The sequence below is a fragment of the Marmoricola sp. URHA0025 HA25 genome (assembly GCF_054059435.1).
In genome coordinates, this window is the sequence record NZ_JBSSCD010000001.1 from 2,528,908 (window position 1) to 2,545,808 (window position 16,901).

16 protein-coding genes are annotated in these 16,901 nt (G+C 71.2%); 1 reads left to right on the forward strand and 15 read right to left on the reverse strand.

Features of this window, described 5'->3' with window-relative positions:
• Positions 1 to 20: 20 nt before the first annotated feature.
• The 5 genes from htpX to ACVW00_RS12440 are packed head-to-tail and all read right to left on the reverse strand — an operon-like array spanning position 21 to position 4,185.
• Entirely contained in the window at positions 21 to 899 is an 879-nt protein-coding gene (gene htpX, locus ACVW00_RS12420) for a zinc metalloprotease HtpX (RefSeq protein WP_457111208.1), read from the reverse strand.
• A gap of 49 nt (positions 900 to 948) precedes the next feature.
• Positions 949 to 1,698, reverse strand: a complete 750-nt coding sequence (locus ACVW00_RS12425; protein ID WP_457111209.1) for a GNAT family N-acetyltransferase — start codon at positions 1,696 to 1,698, stop codon at positions 949 to 951.
• A complete protein-coding gene (locus tag ACVW00_RS12430) occupies positions 1,698 to 2,636 on the reverse strand; it encodes an RluA family pseudouridine synthase (RefSeq protein ID WP_457111210.1) in 939 nt (312 codons plus the stop codon). The genes ACVW00_RS12425 and ACVW00_RS12430 overlap by 1 nt, the downstream gene beginning before the upstream one ends.
• Positions 2,633 to 3,190, reverse strand: a complete 558-nt coding sequence (locus tag ACVW00_RS12435) for a signal peptidase II (RefSeq protein WP_457111211.1) — start codon at positions 3,188 to 3,190, stop codon at positions 2,633 to 2,635. Before ACVW00_RS12435 ends, ACVW00_RS12430 begins: the two co-directional genes overlap by 4 nt.
• Complete coding sequence (locus ACVW00_RS12440; RefSeq protein WP_457111212.1) at positions 3,163 to 4,185, reverse strand: TraR/DksA family transcriptional regulator; 1,023 nt, start codon at positions 4,183 to 4,185, stop codon at positions 3,163 to 3,165. Before ACVW00_RS12440 ends, ACVW00_RS12435 begins: the two co-directional genes overlap by 28 nt.
• Positions 4,186 to 4,654: 469 nt before the next feature.
• On the opposite strand from ACVW00_RS12440, the gene ileS reads away from it, so the two are divergent.
• Positions 4,655 to 7,798 carry an isoleucine--tRNA ligase gene (ileS, locus tag ACVW00_RS12445; RefSeq protein WP_457111213.1) on the forward strand — a complete coding sequence of 1,048 codons (3,144 nt, stop codon included), beginning with the start codon at positions 4,655 to 4,657 and terminating at the stop codon, positions 7,796 to 7,798.
• Positions 7,799 to 7,834: 36 nt separating this feature from the next.
• On the opposite strand, the gene ACVW00_RS12450 is transcribed toward ileS, so the two are convergent.
• The 10 genes from ACVW00_RS12450 to ftsW form a co-directional block, all read right to left on the reverse strand.
• Positions 7,835 to 8,584, reverse strand: a complete 750-nt coding sequence (locus ACVW00_RS12450) for a DivIVA domain-containing protein (protein WP_457111214.1) — start codon at positions 8,582 to 8,584, stop codon at positions 7,835 to 7,837.
• 65 nt (positions 8,585 to 8,649) lie between these two features.
• Positions 8,650 to 8,940: a YggT family protein gene (locus ACVW00_RS12455; RefSeq protein ID WP_457111215.1), complete on the reverse strand. Its 291-nt coding sequence runs from the start codon at positions 8,938 to 8,940 to the stop codon at positions 8,650 to 8,652.
• A 7-nt stretch (positions 8,941 to 8,947) separates the two neighbouring features.
• On the reverse strand, positions 8,948 to 9,427 hold the full coding sequence (locus ACVW00_RS12460; protein WP_457111216.1) for a cell division protein SepF: 480 nt from the start codon (positions 9,425 to 9,427) through the stop codon (positions 8,948 to 8,950).
• Between the two features lie 61 nt (positions 9,428 to 9,488).
• The gene (locus ACVW00_RS12465; RefSeq protein WP_457111217.1) at positions 9,489 to 10,196 is read right to left on the reverse strand and encodes a YggS family pyridoxal phosphate-dependent enzyme; all 708 of its coding nucleotides are present in this window, start codon (positions 10,194 to 10,196) and stop codon (positions 9,489 to 9,491) included.
• A complete protein-coding gene (pgeF, locus tag ACVW00_RS12470) occupies positions 10,193 to 10,915 on the reverse strand; it encodes a peptidoglycan editing factor PgeF (RefSeq protein ID WP_457111218.1) in 723 nt (240 codons plus the stop codon). Before pgeF ends, ACVW00_RS12465 begins: the two co-directional genes overlap by 4 nt.
• 16 nt (positions 10,916 to 10,931) lie before the next feature.
• Positions 10,932 to 12,134, reverse strand: a complete 1,203-nt coding sequence (ftsZ, locus tag ACVW00_RS12475; protein WP_457111219.1) for a cell division protein FtsZ — start codon at positions 12,132 to 12,134, stop codon at positions 10,932 to 10,934.
• A gap of 185 nt (positions 12,135 to 12,319) precedes the next feature.
• On the reverse strand, positions 12,320 to 13,054 hold the full coding sequence (locus ACVW00_RS12480; protein ID WP_457111220.1) for a cell division protein FtsQ/DivIB: 735 nt from the start codon (positions 13,052 to 13,054) through the stop codon (positions 12,320 to 12,322).
• A complete protein-coding gene (gene murC / locus ACVW00_RS12485) occupies positions 13,041 to 14,516 on the reverse strand; it encodes a UDP-N-acetylmuramate--L-alanine ligase (RefSeq protein ID WP_457111221.1) in 1,476 nt (491 codons plus the stop codon). The genes ACVW00_RS12480 and murC overlap by 14 nt, the downstream gene beginning before the upstream one ends.
• Complete coding sequence (gene murG, locus ACVW00_RS12490; protein ID WP_457111222.1) at positions 14,513 to 15,604, reverse strand: undecaprenyldiphospho-muramoylpentapeptide beta-N-acetylglucosaminyltransferase; 1,092 nt, start codon at positions 15,602 to 15,604, stop codon at positions 14,513 to 14,515. The genes murC and murG overlap by 4 nt, the downstream gene beginning before the upstream one ends.
• Positions 15,605 to 15,614: 10 nt before the next feature.
• Entirely contained in the window at positions 15,615 to 16,892 is a 1,278-nt protein-coding gene (gene ftsW / locus ACVW00_RS12495) for a putative lipid II flippase FtsW (protein ID WP_457111223.1), read from the reverse strand.
• Positions 16,893 to 16,901 lie beyond the last annotated feature (9 nt).

Below are 16,901 nucleotides of genomic sequence, written 5' to 3' on the forward strand. Positions count from 1 at the left end.
GGTGCCGTCGGATCAGCCGGTCAGCGCCCGGCCATCGCCTGCAACCGGGCAATTCGGTCCGCGGTCGCCGGGTGGGTCGAGAACAGCCGGGAGACGTCCTGGCCGCGGAACGGGTTCGCGATCATCAGGTGGCTCGCGTTCTGCAGCTGCGGCGTCGGCGCGAGCGGACGGGCCGCGACGCCGTGCTCCAGCTTGGCGAGGGCGCTGGCGAGCGCGAGCGGGTCACCGGTGAGCCGGGAGCCGTCCTCGTCGGCGTCGTACTCGCGGGTGCGGCTGATCGCCATCTGGATCACGGCGGCGGCGATCGGGGCGAGCAGCGCCATCAGCAGCAGCACCAGCGGGTTCGGGCGGTCCTCGTCGTTGCTGCCGCCGCCGCCGAACATCGAGGCGAACATCATCAGCTGGGCGACCGACGTGATCACGCCCGCGAGAGCGGCGGCCACCGAGGAGGTCAGGATGTCGCGGTTGTAGACGTGCATCAGCTCGTGGCCCAGCACGCCGCGCAGCTCACGCTCGTCGAGGAGCTGGAGGATGCCCTCCGTGCAGCACACCGCGGCGTGCTCGGGGTTGCGGCCCGTGGCGAACGCGTTGGGCGCCTCGGTCGGGGACACGAACAGGCGCGGCATCGGCTGTCCGGCCGAGGCGGAGAGCTCCTGCACGATCCGGTACATGGCCGGCTGCTCCGCGGCGGTCACGGGGTAGGCACGCATCGCCTTGATCGCGATCCTGTCGGAGTTCCAGTAGCCGTACGCCGTCATGCCGACGCCGAAGAGGGCGAACAGCCAGATGAACGCCGCGCTGCCCGTCGAGGCGCTGACCAGTCCGCCGATGGCGAGGAGGAGACCGAAGATGCCGCCGAGCAGCAGGGTGGTCTTCAGCCCGTTGTAGTGGTTGTGCATGCCTTGTCAACGCTCCTTCGGCCCCGCGCGTTCCCGGTGCGGGGAGTGGTCAGCGCCACCCGCGTCCCGACTCGTAGGCGCTCAGCGACTCGGTGATGACAGCGTCCATGATCCGGGCGATCGCCTCCGCGCCGAGTCCCGGCGAGTGGGTGGCCATCCGCTGCACCATCTTCTCCGCGATCTCCCGTTCCCGCTGCGGGTCACGACCGCCCTGGCCGGGTTGCGACTTGTAGTCCTGCACGCTCGCCGTCAGTGCGAACCTGCGCGCCAGGACGAGCGCCAGCTCGTCGTCGACCTCGTCGATCTGCCGTCGCAGGAAGGCCACCGGGTCGGCACCGGGCCAGGCCATCCGCAGGTCGGGGCACCGCTCCTCGTTGCCCGAGCCGTCGGTGTGCTCGAGCTCGACCAGCCCGTGCCGGCGGTAGAAGCCGCGCGCCCGGTCGTTGCTCGCGAAGACCCAGAGCGCGAAACCGTCGGGCCGGCGCGCCTTGGCGAGGTCGAGGAGGGCCGTGCCGACGCCGAAGCCCTGGTGGTCCGGACCCACGTAGAGCGAGTCGAGGAAGGCCTTGTCGAGGGTGGCGAAGCCGAGGACCTCGTCGGACTCCGCGACCCAGACCTCCTTCTTGACGATCTCGCCGGTCGTGTGGGCCAGCACCGACTCGGGCGTGTGCAGCTGCGGTGGCATCGCCGGCTCGGAGGCGCGACGCGTGGCGAGGTAGAGCTCGGCGATCTCCTCGGCGTCGTCGGTCGCGGCCGGACGCAGCACCAGGTCGGCCCCCTCGCGCACCTCGTCGGCCATCAGTCCCAGTTCCGGACCTGCTCGAGCGCTGCCGCGAGGTCCTCGGGGTAGTCGGACTCGAACTCGACGTACGCACCGGTGTCGGGGTGCTCGAAGCCGAGGCGGACGGCGTGCAGCCACTGTCGCTCGAGCCCGAGGCGGCGGGCGAGGGTCGGGTCGGCCCCGTAGGTGAGGTCGCCCACGCAGGGGTGCTTCAGCGCCGCCATGTGGACCCGGATCTGGTGGGTGCGGCCCGTCTCCAGCTGGACCTCCAGCAGGCTCGCGAACCGGTGGGCCTCGAGGGTCTGGTAGTGGGTCACGCTGTGCTTGCCGTCGTCGCGCACCGCGAACTTCCAGTCCGACTTCGGGGCGCGCCCGATCGGGGCGTCGACAGTGCCCTCGAGCGGGTCGGGATGGCCCTGGACGAGTGCGTGGTAGGTCTTGTCGACCTCGCGGTGGCGGAACGCGTTCTTCAGCACGGAGTACGCCCGCTCGCCCTTGCAGATCACCATCACGCCCGACGTGCCGACGTCGAGCCGCTGCACGATGCCCTGGCGCTCGGGGGCGCCGCTGGTGGCGATCCGGTAGCCGGCGGCACGGAGGTGGCCGACCACGGTCGGTCCCGTCCAGCCCATCGACGGGTGCACGGCGACGCCCACCGGCTTGTCGACCACGACGATCGACTCGTCGTCGTGCACGATCTTGATGCCCTCCACCATCTCCTCGTGCACCTCGAGCGGATCTGCCGTCGCGGGCAGGCTCACCTCCAGGAGGCTCCCGGGGACCAGCCGCTCGGACTTGGCCGCCGCGGCGCCGTCGACGCGGACCAGGCCCTGGCCGAGGAGGTCTGCGGCCTTGGACCGCGAGATCCCGAACATCCGCGCAAGGCCGGTGTCCACCCGTTCACCGGCAAGGCCGTCGGGCACGGTGAGGGCCCGCTCCTCCGCCGCGGAGGTCATCGGTCCGCCTCCGGCGCCGGCACGTCCTCGGTGCGCCCCCCGAGGGGTACGCCGCGCACCGACAGGATGACGATCAGCAGCGCAGCCACGTTGATGCACATGTCGGCGACATTGAAGATCGGCCAGTGCGGCAGCTGCAGGAAGTCGATCACGTGGCCACGCAGGAAGCCGGGCTCACGGAAGACCCGGTCGGTGAGGTTGCCCGCGATGCCGGCCAGCAGGAGCCCGAGCGCCCAGGCCCAGCCGGTCGTGCGCACGCGCGTGGCCAGCACCAGCACGACGGCGAACGCGACCACGGCGAAGACCGCGATGACCGGTGTCAGTGAGCGGCCGGTGCTGAAGGCGGCGCCCGCGTTGCGGGTCACGTTCAGCCTCAGCAGGGACCCGACGACGTCGACCGGACCGCGATCGGCAAGCTCACGCTCTGCGACCACCTTCGTGCCCAGGTCGACGAGCCACGCGACGAGCGCGACTCCCGCCAGGAGGCTGGGACCGGATGGCCGAGGACTCGATGTGCGGTCGCGGGTCAGCGACGCTCCTCGCGCTGCTTGCATGTCATGCACATTGTGGCACGCGGGAAGACCATCAGCCGATTCTTGCCGATCGGGTTGCCGCACATCTCGCAGACACCGTAGGTGCCGTCGGCGATCCGTTCGAGTGCGTGCTCGGACTGCATCAGCATGTCGCGGGCGTTGTTGACGATGGTCATCTCCTGGTCACGCTCGAAGGTCGCGGACCCGACGTCGGCCTGGTCGCTCCCGGCGCTCTCCCCCGCGTCGCGCATCAGGTCGGCCAGGTCTCCGGCGACCTCCTCGAGCTCACTGCGCAGCCGCTTGACGTCGGCGCGGAGCTGGTTGCGGACCTCGTTGAGCTCGTCCTTGGTCCAGGGTTCCTCTGCCTCGAGGACGACCAGCTTCGCGGCCGACGTCCTCGGCGTCGGAGCGGCCTTCTTTGCCGGAGCCTTCTCTGGGGCGGCCTTCGTCACAGGTGCTGCCTTCGTGGTGGGTGGGGCGGGAGGCGCCGGCGACTTCTTCACCGGGGCCTTGGGGGGAACGGGTGCGGCCTTCCTGGCCGGCGTCTTGGTGGCGACCGCCTTCTTGGCCGGCGCCTTCTTGACCGGCGCCGCCTTCTTGGCGACCACCTTCTTGGCGGCGGCCTTCTTGGCCGGTGCCTTCTTGGCGACTGTCTTCCTGGCCGGTGCCTTCTTGGCGACTGTCTTCTTGGCCGGCGCCTTCTTGGCCGGCGCCTTCTTGGCCGGCGCCTTCTTGGCCGGCGCCTTCGTGACCGAGGCCTTCTTCGACACTGTCTCCTTGGCGACCGTCTTCCTGGCCGGGGTCTTCGCGACCACCTTCTTCACCGGGGCCTTCTTGGCGACCACCTTCTTGGCGACCACCTTCTTGGCGACCACCTTCTTGGCGGCCGCCTTCTTGGCGGGTGCGGCCTTCTTGAGGGCGACGGTGCTGCCCGTGGGCGCGGCCTTCTTCGCGGGGCGCGTCGACGTGGCCGAGCGCCCGACGACCTTGCGCGCGGCCGCGCCTGCCCTGCTCACCAGAGAACGGTTACCGGTCCTTGCCATGAGTGCTGCGCCCCCATCGGGCCGAAGAGATGTACGACCCAGGTCCGAGGCACCGGGTCATAACCAGTGGGCGCGAGGATATGTGCAACTCACAAGCCCTTCAACCCGCCGTACCGGGGAATCTGCGGTGATCTTGGGCGGGGGGCTCTGGCACACTGGGCGGTGCTGCACGACATCGATGGGACCAGTAGCCCTTCGTACGGCCCAGAGCGACCCGGGAATGGTGTGAGCCCGGGGGCACGACGAGGACGCGAACATCATCCCGGAGTCGCCGGAAGAATCGCCTCCACGGCCGGTGGTGGCGGACTAGACCCGGCAGCGGCGAACGATGAAGAGGGCCGTCCCCGGGCGGCCAAGAAGGGTGGTACCGCGGGAGACCCGTTCTCTCGTCCCTTCGTTTGGTTTCGACAGGCTCCCGCTACGGAACAGACGAAGGATCCCCGTGACCCAGTACCGCCCCGTCCCACCGCAGGTGGACCTCCCCGCGCTCGAGCGAGACGTGCTCGCCCTCTGGGAGGAGCAGCAGACCTTCGCCCGATCGGTGGAGTTGACCCGGGACGGCGAGCCGTGGACCTTCTACGAGGGCCCACCCACCGCCAACGGCATGCCCGGCACCCACCACGTCGAGGCGAGGGTCTTCAAGGACGTCTTCCCCCGCTTCCAGACCATGCGCGGCCGGTACGTCGAGCGCAAGGGCGGCTGGGACTGCCACGGACTGCCGGTCGAGCTGGCGGTCGAGAAGGAGCTCGGGTTCACCGGGAAGGCCGACATCGAGGCGTTCGGGGTCGCCGAGTTCAACGAGCGGTGCCGCGAGTCGGTGCTGCGCCACGTCGGCGCCTTCGAGCAGATGACCGAGCGCATGGGCTACTGGGTCGACACCGAGAACCCCTACCGCACGATGGACCCCGGCTACATCGAGTCGGTCTGGTGGGCGCTGAAGCAGATCCATGGCAAGGGCCTGCTGGTCGAGGACTACCGGGTCGCGCCGTACTGCCCGCGCTGCGGCACCGGGCTCTCCGACCACGAGCTCGCCCAGGGCTACGAGACGGTCACCGACCCCTCTGTCTACGTCCGCTTCCCCCTGACGAGCGGCCCGTACGCCGAGCTGCCGAACGGGCAGAGCGCTGCCCTGCTCATCTGGACGACGACGCCGTGGACGCTGGTGTCCAACGCCCTGGTCGCGGTGAAGCCGGACCTGACCTACGTGACCGTCACCGATGGCAGCGAGACACTGGTCGTGGCCGAGTCGCTGGTGGGTCAGGCACTCGGCGACCAGTGGACGGTCCAGGACCGATTCGCGGGCAGCGAGATGGTCGGCTGGACCTACCAGCGGCCCTTCGACCTCATCGAGTGGCCGGGCCGGGCGCATTTCGTCGTGGCCGAGGACTACGTCACCGCCGAGGACGGCACCGGGCTCGTGCACCAGTCCCCGGCCTTCGGCGAGGACGACTTCCTCTCGACGCGGCGCAACGGCGTCGAGATGGTCAACCCGATCGACACGACCGGCCACTTCGAGGACTCGGTCCCCCTGGTGGGCGGACAGTTCTTCCGGCACGCCAACAGCGACCTGGTCGCCGACCTGGAGAAGCGCGGCATCCTGTTCCGGCACGTGCCGTACGAGCACAGCTACCCGCACTGCTGGCGCTGCCACACCGCGCTGCTCTACTACGCGCAGCCGTCCTGGTACGTCCGCACCACCGCGATCAAGGAGGCGCTGCTCCGCGAGAACGAGGGCACCAGCTGGTACCCCGACACGATCAAGTGGGGCCGCTACGGCGACTGGCTGAACAACAACATCGACTGGGCGCTGTCGCGCAGCCGCTACTGGGGAACGCCGCTCCCGATCTGGCGCTGCGCCGAGGGTCACCAGACCTGCGTCGGCTCCCTGGCCGAGCTGAGCGAGCTCACCGGCAGGGACCTGTCCGGGCTCGACCCGCACCGTCCGTTCATCGACGAGATCACCTTCCCCTGCCCGGTGGACGGCGCCACCGCGGAGCGCGTCCCCGAGGTGATCGACGCGTGGTTCGACTCCGGGTCCATGCCCTTCGCCCAGTGGGGCTACCCGCACGTCGAGGGCTCGACGGAGCGGTTCGAGGCGGCGTACCCGGCCGACTTCATCTGCGAGGCGATCGACCAGACCCGCGGCTGGTTCTACACGCTGATGGCGATCGGCACGCTGGTCTTCGACGAGTCGTCGTACCGCAACGTCCTCTGCCTGGGCCACATCCTCGCCGAGGACGGCCGCAAGATGAGCAAGCACCTGGGCAACATCCTCGAGCCGATGCCGCTGATGGAGGAGCACGGCGCCGATGCCGTCCGCTGGTTCATGGCGTGCTCCGGGTCGCCCTGGGCCGCCCGGCGGGTCGGCCACGCGACCATCCAGGAGACGGTACGCAAGGTGCTCCTGACCTACTGGAACACGGTGGCCTTCCAGGTCCTGTACGCCGGCACGTCGAGCTGGTCGCCGGGAGACCCGGCGCCCGAGCTCGCCGACCGGCCGGTGCTGGACCGGTGGGCGCTGTCCGAGGCCCACCGACTGGTGCAGTCGGTGACCGAGGCCCTCGAGCGCTTCGACACCCAGCGCGCCGGCAGCCTGCTCGCGGCGTACGTCGACGACCTCTCCAACTGGTACGTCCGCCGGTCACGCCGGCGGTTCTGGCAGGGCGACCCGGCCGCGCTGGCCACGCTGCACGAGTGCCTCTACGTCGTCACCTTGCTGATGGCGCCGATCACTCCTTTCATCACCGAACGGGTGTGGCAGGACCTGTTCGCCAGCACCTCGGCGCAGCTGCCGGCATCGGTGCACCTCGCGGCCTGGCCGAGCGTCGACGGGAGCCTCGTCGACGACGAGCTGGCGGCGCAGGTGTCGCTGTCCCGCAGGCTGGTCGAGCTCGGCCGAGCGGCCCGCGCGGACGCGAAGGTCAAGATCCGGCAGCCGCTGCGGCGCGCGCTGGTCGGCACGTCCGCCCATGAGCGGCTCAGCGACGAGCTGCGCGCCGAGGTCGCCGAGGAGCTGAACCTCGGTGGGCTCGAGCCGCTCAGCGCGGCCGGCGCCGACCTCGTCGAGCACTCCGCGAAGGGCAACTTCCGCGCGCTCGGCAAGCGGTTCGCACAGGACACCCCGAAGGTCGCGGCGGCGATCGCCGCAGCCGACCCCAGCGAGCTGTTCGCCTCGCTGACCACCGACGGCAGGGCGGTGGTGACCGTGGACGGTGCCGACGTCGAGGTCCTCGCCGACGAGGTGATCGTGTCCGAGCGGCCGCGCGAGGGCTGGTCGGTGGTCAACGAGCAGGGCGAGACGGTCGCCCTCGACCTCGAGATCACCCCCGAGCTGCGCCGTGCGGGTCTCGCCCGCGAGGCGATCCGGTTGATCCAGGACGCCCGGAAGAACAGCGGGTTCGACGTCTCCGACCGGATCGCGCTCTCCTGGTCGGCCGAGGGCGAGATGGCCGCGGCCCTGGCGGAGCACCGGGACCTGGTCGCGGGCGAGGTGCTTGCCTCGACGATGGCAGAAGCCGAGTCCGCCGACACCTTGACGGTGCATGACGACGAACTCGGCTTCAGCTTCACCGTGTACCGGGTGTGAGTCCGGAGAGGTGAGCCCGCCGGGGCGGGCCCGGGATCAGTTGTCCCCCGGCTCCTCGCCGAGGATCGAGCGGAGCCGCTTGGGCGCGTGGTCGCTCGCGGTCGGCAGTGACGCGACCGCGTTGCCGTTGCCGTCGAGCGCCTCGAGCTGCTGGGTGAAGTAGCTCTTCAACCGGCTGCGGTACTCGCGCTCGAAGGAGCGCAGCCCCTCGATCTCGCTGTTGAGCTGGTCGCGCTCCTTCTCGAGGTTGCCGAAGATCTCCTTGCGGCGAGCCTCGGTCTCGGAGTCGAGCATGGCCGCGCGCGTGCGGGCGTCGGACTCGAGCCGGTCGCTCTTGGCCTTGACCTCGGTCTCGAGGCGCTCGGCCTTCGCGCGGGCCGCACCGACGATGCGGTCGGCCTCGTCCTTGGCCTCTCCGACGAGCTCGTCGGCGTTGCGGGTGGCGATCTCGAGCAGCTTCGCAGCGGCGCTGGAGGCGTCGGCGACCGTGGTCACCTTGATCTCCTGCGCCGGAGCGGCCGCGGCGACCGGGACGGGCGCGGGCGCAGGTGGTGGAGTCGGCTCGGGAGCCCGCTCGACGACCTGCGGCGCCGGGGAGCTGGACTCCCCGCCGCTGCGCTGGGCGGCCGCGAGCTTCTGCCGAAGGTCCTCGTTCTCCTTGTTCAGCCGATCGAGCTCCGCCTCCACCTCGTCGAGGAACTGGTCGACCTCACCCATGTCATAGCCCTCACGGAGCCGGACGGGAGTAAAGCGCTTGTTGCTCACGTCCTCAGGCGTCAGCGGCATGACCTCACCCAATCTTCGTTAGTCGGACATCACGTTTGCCGGATTGAACAATAGCCCGTCCGCGATCAGGCCCACACCATGCGGTTGATGTAGAGCAAGAGGTAGCAGATCAGCAGCACGGCAAGGAAGCTGAGGTCCAACGAGACGCTGCCGATCCGCAGGGGCGGGAACACCCGGCGGAACGCCTTGATCGGGGGGTCGGTCGCGGAGTAGACCCCTTCGAGCACCACCAGCACCGGGCCGTGCGGGGTCCAGGACCGGGCGAAGACCTGGATCCAGTCCACGACGAAGCGGATCAGCAGCAGGATGATGAACGTCCAGATGACCACGTCGATGATCTGGCCGACAGGATTCACTCAGCCCTCAGCTCTGGTTGAAGAACCCACCCTCGGCGATGCGCTGCTTGTCCTCGGCAGCAACGTCGACGTTGGGCGGAGAGAGCAGGAAGACCTTGTTGGTGACGCGCTCGATCGAGCCGTGGACCGAGAACACCAGGCCGGCGGCGAAGTCGACGAGGCGCTTGGCGTCGCCGTCGCCCATCTCGGAGAGGTTCATGATCACCGGGATGCCGTCGCGGAAGTTCTCGCCGATCACCCGGGCCTCGTTGTAGGTGCGCGGGTGCAGGGTGGTGATCCGCGACAGGGGCGCCATCGCCCGCGGCGCCACGGCAACCGGGCCGTCGGACCGGACCGGCGCGGCCGGGCCGCGACGACGCTCGGAGATGCTGGACACGGGACGCGCGGCGGCCGGCTCGTCGTACTCGGTGTCGAGCTCGGCGTACTCGCCCTCGGCGTCCTCGAGCAGCCCGAGGTAGACGCCCATCTTCCGCATCGCGCCGCTCATGTTCCTCTTCCTCTGCGCTCGGTGCCGCACCTGGGTACGGCGACGAATCCTGCTTGGGACATTACTTGATCGATGGCCTCGGACCGAGGACCGCGGAGCCGACACGCACGTGTGTCGCGCCGCACCTGACGGCCTCCTCGAGGTCGCTGCTCATCCCGGCCGAGACCACGCGCGCGCCCGGGTGGTCGCGCCCGAGGTCCTCGGCCACGACGGCGAGCCGCTCGAAGGCGGCACGTGGCGGCTCGCCCAGGGGTGCGACCGCCATCACCCCGCGAAGCCTGAGTGACTCCGACGCCGCGATCGCGTCGGCGATCGGCGCGACGTCGCCCGGCCTCGCTCCCCCGCGCCCGGTCGCATCCGTCGCGTCGAGGCTCACCTGGACGAGACAGTCGACCGGCCGGCCGCGGAGGTGGGCGCCTCGGTCCAGCGGGCCGACCAGCTTGAGCCGGTCGACCGACTCCACGACGTCGCTGTACGCCGCCACGGCAGCCGCCTTGTTGCTCTGGATCGAGCCGATGAAGTGCCAGGTCAGCCGGAGGTCGGCACAGGCTGCCGCCTTGGCCGAGGCCTCCTGGTGACGGTTCTCGCCGACGTCGCTCACGCCGAGCTCGGCGAGCAGCCGGACGTCGGACTCGGGGAAGAACTTCGTGACCACGACGAGCGACACATCGTCGACGCGCCCGGCTGCGTCGCACGCCGCTGCGATCCGGCCGCGGACGGCGGCGAGGCCTGCGGCGAGCTCGTCACGGCGGCTGCGCTGCCCGTTCATCGGGGCCGTCTCCGCACCAGGCCGGCGAACCGGCCCGCTCGGGCACCGTCGCGTCGGTAGGAGTAGAGGTCGGCGGACTCACGCGTGCAGGTGGCGACGTCGTGGACCTCGACGCCGGCGGCCTCCAGCTGGGCGCGTACGCCGGCCCCGATGTCGAGCGCCGGGGTGCCCCACGAGGTGGTCGACACTGCTTCGGGCACCAGCTCGCCCACCGCGGCCTGCATCGCCTCGGGCACCTCGTAGCAGGAGCCGCAGATGTGCGGGCCCACCCAGGCCGCGAGACGCACTGCCCCGAGGCCGCGCATCCGCTCCACGGCCGCCGGTGCGACGCCGGCCACGAGCCCGAGCCGCCCGGCGTGCACGGCTCCCACGACACCCGCCGCGGGATCGGCGAGGAGGACGGGCACGCAGTCCGCGACCCGCACCACGAGCACCTGGTCGGGTGCGGAGGTCACCAGTGCGTCGGCCTCGGGGCGCTCGGTGGAGTGCCGGTCCTCGACGACCTCGACGGTGCTGCCGTGCACCTGACGCATGTCGGCGACGACGGCACCGGGCGCGAAGTCGTCGACGACCAGGCGCAGGTTCGCGGCGTGGGCACCGGCATCCTCACCGGCCTCGAGGGCGAGGTCGAGCTCGTCGCCGAGCACGGCACTGGCCCCGCCGTACCTGTCGGTGAAGGCCAGGTCGACGGGGCCAATGGAGGTCCGCCAGTGGTACACGCTGTGCCGCGCCGCCCTACTTCAGGAAGTCGGGGACGTCGAGGTCGTCGTCGAAGACCGGCGCCTTGCGACCCGGCGCCGGAGTGGCGGCACCGACCGGCACCGGCTCCTTGCGCCCGGGCTCGCCGTGCCGTTCGGCCGGCTGTCCGGTCTGACCCTCCTGGCGCTGCTCGGCGAGGGCCCGCGCGGCCGCCCGGGTCTCCTCCTGGGTCTGGGCCGGCCTGGCCGGCGCCGGACGGCGCAGGCTCGGAGCCTCCTCGCGACGCTTCGGGCGCCCGCCCTCGAAGCCCGCCGCGATCACGGTGACCCGCACCTCGTCGCCGAGCGCGTCGTCGATGGTGGCGCCGAAGATGATGTTGGCGTCGTCGTGGACCGCGTCGGAGACCATCGCCGCGGCCTCGTTGATCTCGAACAGGCCGAGGTCGGAGCCGCCCGCGATCGAGAGCAGCACGCCCTGGGCGCCGTCGATGGACTCCTCGAGGAGCGGGCTGGAGACGGCGAGCTCGGCGGCCTCGACCGCGCGGTTCTCGCCGCGGGCCGAGCCGATCCCCATCAGGGCCGAGCCCGCGTTGGACATCACCGACTTGACGTCGGCGAAGTCGAGGTTGATCAGGCCCGGGGTGGTGATCAGGTCCGTGATGCCGGAGACGCCCTGGAGGAGCACCTGGTCGGCCTGGCGGAACGCGTCGAGCATGCTGACGTTGCGGTCCGAGATCGAGAGCAGCTTGTCGTTCGGGATCACGATGAGGGTGTCGACCTCCTCGCGGAGGTTCGCGATGCCGTCCTCGGCCGACTGGGCACGGCGGCGGCCCTCGAAGGCGAACGGTCGCGTGACCACCCCGATGGTCAGCGCACCCAGCGACCGGGCGATCTTGGCGACGACCGGTGCACCGCCGGTGCCGGTGCCGCCGCCCTCGCCCGCGGTCACGAAGACCATGTCGGCGCCCTTGAGCACCTCCTCGATCTCGTCGGCGTGGTCCTCGGCGGCCTCGGCCCCGACCTCGGGGTTGGCGCCGGCGCCCAGGCCACGCGTCTTCTCGCGGCCGATGTCGAGCTTGACGTCCGCGTCGCTCATCAGGAGCGCCTGCGCATCGGTGTTGATCGCGATGAACTCGACGCCCCTCAGCCCGACCTCGATCATCCGGTTGACGGCGTTGACTCCACCTCCACCGATACCCACGACCTTGATCACGGCCAGGTAGTTCTGTGGTGCTGCCACGGCGGGTGCCTCTCGGTCTGTGTCGTCGCCCTGCCCGACTGCACGGCGACTCCGGGTAGTTCGGGGAAGCGCCCTCAGGTCCGGAACCCTAACCCTCCAGTAGAAGGTTAATGTTATGTCAACCTGAGGTCGTGGAACCAAGGTAGGCAGGGCGTCCGCGGATTCCTTGGCAACACGCCCAAGGATCAGCGAGTTGTCGGACGACCCGGCACGCTGACGTCGATCTCGTTGCCCGGCTGGCCGAGCAGCACGGCCAGGACTGCCGCCTTCTGGCCGGAGTCCTCCGAGCTCCCCCACATGACCGTGCGTCCACCGGCGAGCCGGAGCCGGATCCGGTCGACCGACTCGACGTCGACGCGGTCGACCTTCGCGGCGATGTCGGCGCGCAGCGAGGTGACGACGTGGGCGGCCTCCGCGAGCGCCTCGGCCTTCACGTCCGGCGCGGTGCCGATCAGCGGCAGGTCGTCGGGCTGGCGGGCATAGCTGCCGAAGAGGACGCCGTCCTCGTCGACCGCCTGCAGGCCGGCGCCGCGGTCGACGACGGCGACCGGCGTGCGCTCGGTGATCGAGATCGCGATCGTGTGCGGCCACGAGCGGGAGACCGAGACCGACTTCACCGCCGGCAGCGACTCGACGCGCGCCTGGATCGCCGCGAGATCGACCCGCGCGAGCTGCGTGCCCATCGGCGCCTTCGCGACGGCCTCCACCTTGATCGAGCTCATCGTCTTGTTGCCGTGCACCGACACGTCGCGGACGGTCACCACCGAGGAGAAGAACAGCAGCCAGATGCCACCGCCGACGAGGAGGAGCACCAGGGCGGCGTACAGGAGCGGGCGGAAGCGGCGCAGCCGCTGCAGCCACCGTCGCCGCGCGAAGTCCCGGGCCGCGATCGTCACGGTCTCCTCGTCAGTCAGCGTCATCGCCCACCTCCGGTCGCGTCGGGTCGGACCCGGCGCGCTGCTGCACCACCGAAGGCGACTGCAGCTGGGCGAGCACGGCGGGGCCGAGCAGCGTGACGTCGCCGGCACCGAGGGTCAGGATGATGTCGCCGGGCCGGGCTCGCGCCACCAGGTGGTCGGCGGTCGCCGACCACGACGGCTCGAACACCACGTGCTCGGGGGAAAGCGGAACGGCGCCCGCGACGAGTGCGCCGGTGATGCCCGGCTCGGGGTCCTCCCGCGCCACGTAGACGTCCATCACCACGACCTCGTCGGCGGCGCCCAGCGCCACGCCCATCTCGCGGCCGAAGATCCGGGTCCGGGAGACCATGTGCGGCTGGAACGCGACCACCACGCGCCCGGCGCCGGCGAGCGAGCGCGCGGCCTCGAGGTCGCCGGCGATCTCTTTCGGGTGGTGGGCGTAGCTGTCGAAGACCCTGATGCCGCCGACTTCGCCCTTGAACTCCATCCGCCTGCGCGTCCCGCTGTAGGCGGCGAGCCCGCGGGCCAGGTCGGCGAACGGATATCCCAGCCGGAGCCCGCTGGCCAGGGCGGCCAGGGCGTCGAGCACGTAGTGCCGTCCCGGGATCTGCAGCCGCACCTCTCCGAGGCGGCGACCGTGGTCGACGACGGTGAAGCTCGACGAGGAGCCGACCAGCTCGACCTGCTCGGCACGCACGTCGGCCTGGGCCGACTCACCCACGGCGACCACCGTGATGCCGCGCCCACGGGCGGTCTCCGCCAGGTCGGCGGCGCCGCCGTCGTCGACGCACACGACGAGGAACCCGTCGGGGTCGATGCGGTCGAGGAACTCCACGAAGGCGGCGCGATAGGCCTCGGGCGTGCCGTAGTTGTCGAGGTGGTCCGCCTCGACGTTGGTGACGAGGGCGGCGTACGGCGAGTAGACGAGGAAGGCGCCGTCGCTCTCGTCGGCCTCCGCGACGAACAGATCACCGGTGCCGTCGTGCGCGTTGGAGCCCGACTCGTTGAGCTCGCCGCCGATCGCGAAGGAGGGGTCCGCTCCGCAGTGCTGGAGCGCCACGGTCAGCATGGACGTGGTCGTGGTCTTGCCGTGGGTGCCCGCCACCGCGACCACGCGGCGACCCTGCATCACCGACTCCAGAGCGGCCGAGCGTGGCAGCAGCCGCAGGCCGAGCCGCTCCGCCTCGACGACCTCGGGGTTGTCGGCCCGGACCGCGGTCGACACCACGACGGTGTCGGCGCCGCGGACATGCTCGGCGTCGTGGCCGACGTCGCACCGGGCACCGAGGGCGCGCAGCGCCTCGAGGGTCGCCGACGGCTTGGCGTCGCTGCCGGACACCTCGATGCCGCGGGCGATCATGATCCGGGCGATGCCGGAGAGCCCCGCACCGCCGATGCCGACGAAGTGCACCCGCCCGAGCCGGTCGGCGGGGAGCAGCACCTCGGGGACGGAGACCCTCATCGGTCGCCCTCCCCCGCCGCGAGCTCGACGATGTCGGCCAGCCGCTCGTCCCCGTCGAGCCGCATCACGCCGGCGGCGGCACGTGACATCGCCCCGAGCCGATCGGCGTCAGCCAGGAGGGCCGGCACTTGCGTGCGGACCCACTCGGTCGTGAAGGCCCCGTCGGCGACCAGCAGCCCGCCGCCGGCGTCGACGACCGGCCGCGCGTTGAGCGCCTGCTCGCCGTTGCCGATCGGCAGTGGCACGAAGATGGCCGGGAGGCCGACGCCGGCCACCTCGGTGACGGTGTTGGAGCCGGCCCGGCAGACGACGAGGTCGGCGGCGGCGTAGGCGAGGTCCATCCGGTCGACGTACTGCTCGACCACGTACGGCGGACCGCCGGACGCGCGCCCGACGCTCACCTGGCCCTTCGGCCCGGCCACGTGCAGGACCTGGATGCCGGCGTCGGCGAAGGCGTCGGCCGCCTCGGAGACCGACGTGTTCAGCCGGAGCGCGCCCTGCGACCCGCCGGTGACCAGCAGGGTGGGCAGGTCGGGATCGAGCCCGAAGGCCGCCCGGCCCTCGGCGCGCAGCGCGGGCCGGTCGAGCGTCGCGATCATCCGCCGGATGGGCAGACCGGTGAACACGGCGTGCGGGAGCTTCGTCCCGGGGAAGCTCGTCGCGACGTGGCGGGTCAGGCGGGCGCCGAGCTTGTTCGCGATGCCGGCCAGCGCGTTGCCCTCGTGCACGACCAGCGGGAGCCGGCGCCTGCGCGCCGCGAGGTACGCCGGCACGGACACGTAGCCACCGAAGCCGACGACCACGTCCGGCGCGACCCGGTCGAGCACGGCGACCGCCTCACGGACCGACGTGCGCAGCCGAGCCGGGGTGCGGAAGAGATCGGCGTTCACGCTGCGCGACAGGGGCACGGGCGAGACCAGCTCCAGCGGGTAGCCGGCCGCCGGGATCAGCGTGGTCTCCAGGCCGCGCGCGGTGCCCAGGCAGGTGATCTCCAGCGACGGGTGCCGCCGGCGGAGCGCGTCGGCGGTGGCCAGCAGCGGCGAGGTGTGGCCGGCCGAGCCGCCACCGGCGAGCAGGACGCGTCTCATGAGTGCCTCCTCACGAGGAGCGCCGCGGGCGCGCACCCGCGTTCACCGAGGAGTGCGCGCGCCGGCGCTCCTCCCGACGCTCGCGGAGCACCCCCGCGGCGGCCGGCTCGGCGCGCGCGAACCCGATGACCAGGCCGAGTGCGACCAGCTCGGGCACCAGGGAGGAGCCGCCGTAGGACACCAGAGGGAGCGGAATGCCGATCACCGGCAGCAGCGCGAGCACCATCCCGATGTTGATGACCACGTGGGCCGTCAGCCAGATCACGACGCCGGCGGTGGTGTAGCGGACGAAGGCGTCGCGGGTCTGCATCGCCACCCGGAGGCCGGCGTACGCGATCGTGAGGAAGAGCGCCAGCACGAGCAGGGTGCCGACCAGCCCGAGCTCCTCGCCGAGCACCGCGAAGATGAAGTCGGTGTGCGCCTCGGGCAGGTTGCCCCACTTCTGCTGGCTCGCGCCGATGCCCTTGCCGAGGATGCCGCCGCTGGCCATGCCGAGGATGCCGTGACCGGCCTGCCAGCCGGAGTTCTGCAGGTCCTTGAACGGGTTCTGGAACGAGGTGATCCGGTCGAGCCGCTCGGGGCTGCGCGCCGCCAGGAACAGCGCCGCGACCGAGACCATGCTGATCGCCGCGACGAAGATCCGCGCCGGGACGCCCACCACCCAGAGCATGCCCATGGTGATCGCCGACAGGACCAGCGCGGTCCCGAGGTCGCCGCCGAGCAGCACCAGGCCGGTGATCATGCCGGCGACCGGGAGCACCGGGATCGCCAGGTGCCGCCAGCTGTGCAGCAGCCGGTCCTTGCGCGCATAGACGTCGGCGCACCACAGCACCATCGCGAACTTGGCCACCTCGGAGGGCTGCACCTGGAACGGCCCGACGCCGAGCCAGTTCTGGTTGCCGTTGACCTCGACGCCCAGCGAGGTCTGGGTCAGCGCCAGCATCAGGATCGCCACCGCGAGCATCGGCCAGGCGGCCACACGAAGCAGCTTCAGCGGCAGTCGCGTCGCGATCCAGGCGCACGGCAGCGCGATCAGCACCCACATCAGCTGCTTGGTGGCCCAGTAGTAGCTGTTGCCGCCGTGGTGCTTGTAGGCATCGACGCTGGAGGCACTGAGGACCATCACCATGCCGATCGCGAGCAGCAGGCCGGTGGCGCCGAGGAGCAGGTAGTACGGCGTGAGCGGCCGGTCGAGCGAGCGGCGGAACGAGGTCACCGCGCCGACGACCCCGGCGTCGCCCCGGACAGGACGGGAGGCTGGGCGTCCCGACTGGGCCGTCGCGCTCACGCTCTCTCC

Coding starts and splice junctions, on each gene's coding strand:
- ACVW00_RS12450 (WP_457111214.1), bottom strand. CDS start 8,584: ATGCCGCTGACGCCTGAGGACGTGAGCAACAAGCGCTTTACTCCCGTC.
- ACVW00_RS12425 (WP_457111209.1), bottom strand. CDS start 1,698: ATGGCCGACGAGGTGCGCGAGGGGGCCGACCTGGTGCTGCGTCCGGCC.
- ACVW00_RS12460 (WP_457111216.1), bottom strand. CDS start 9,427: ATGAGCGGCGCGATGCGGAAGATGGGCGTCTACCTCGGGCTGCTCGAG.
- htpX (WP_457111208.1), bottom strand. CDS start 899: ATGCACAACCACTACAACGGGCTGAAGACCACCCTGCTGCTCGGCGGC.
- ACVW00_RS12430 (WP_457111210.1), bottom strand. CDS start 2,636: ATGACCTCCGCGGCGGAGGAGCGGGCCCTCACCGTGCCCGACGGCCTT.
- murG (WP_457111222.1), bottom strand. CDS start 15,604: ATGAGACGCGTCCTGCTCGCCGGTGGCGGCTCGGCCGGCCACACCTCG.
- murC (WP_457111221.1), bottom strand. CDS start 14,516: ATGAGGGTCTCCGTCCCCGAGGTGCTGCTCCCCGCCGACCGGCTCGGG.
- ACVW00_RS12465 (WP_457111217.1), bottom strand. CDS start 10,196: ATGAACGGGCAGCGCAGCCGCCGTGACGAGCTCGCCGCAGGCCTCGCC.
- ACVW00_RS12480 (WP_457111220.1), bottom strand. CDS start 13,054: ATGACGCTGACTGACGAGGAGACCGTGACGATCGCGGCCCGGGACTTC.
- ACVW00_RS12435 (WP_457111211.1), bottom strand. CDS start 3,190: ATGCAAGCAGCGCGAGGAGCGTCGCTGACCCGCGACCGCACATCGAGT.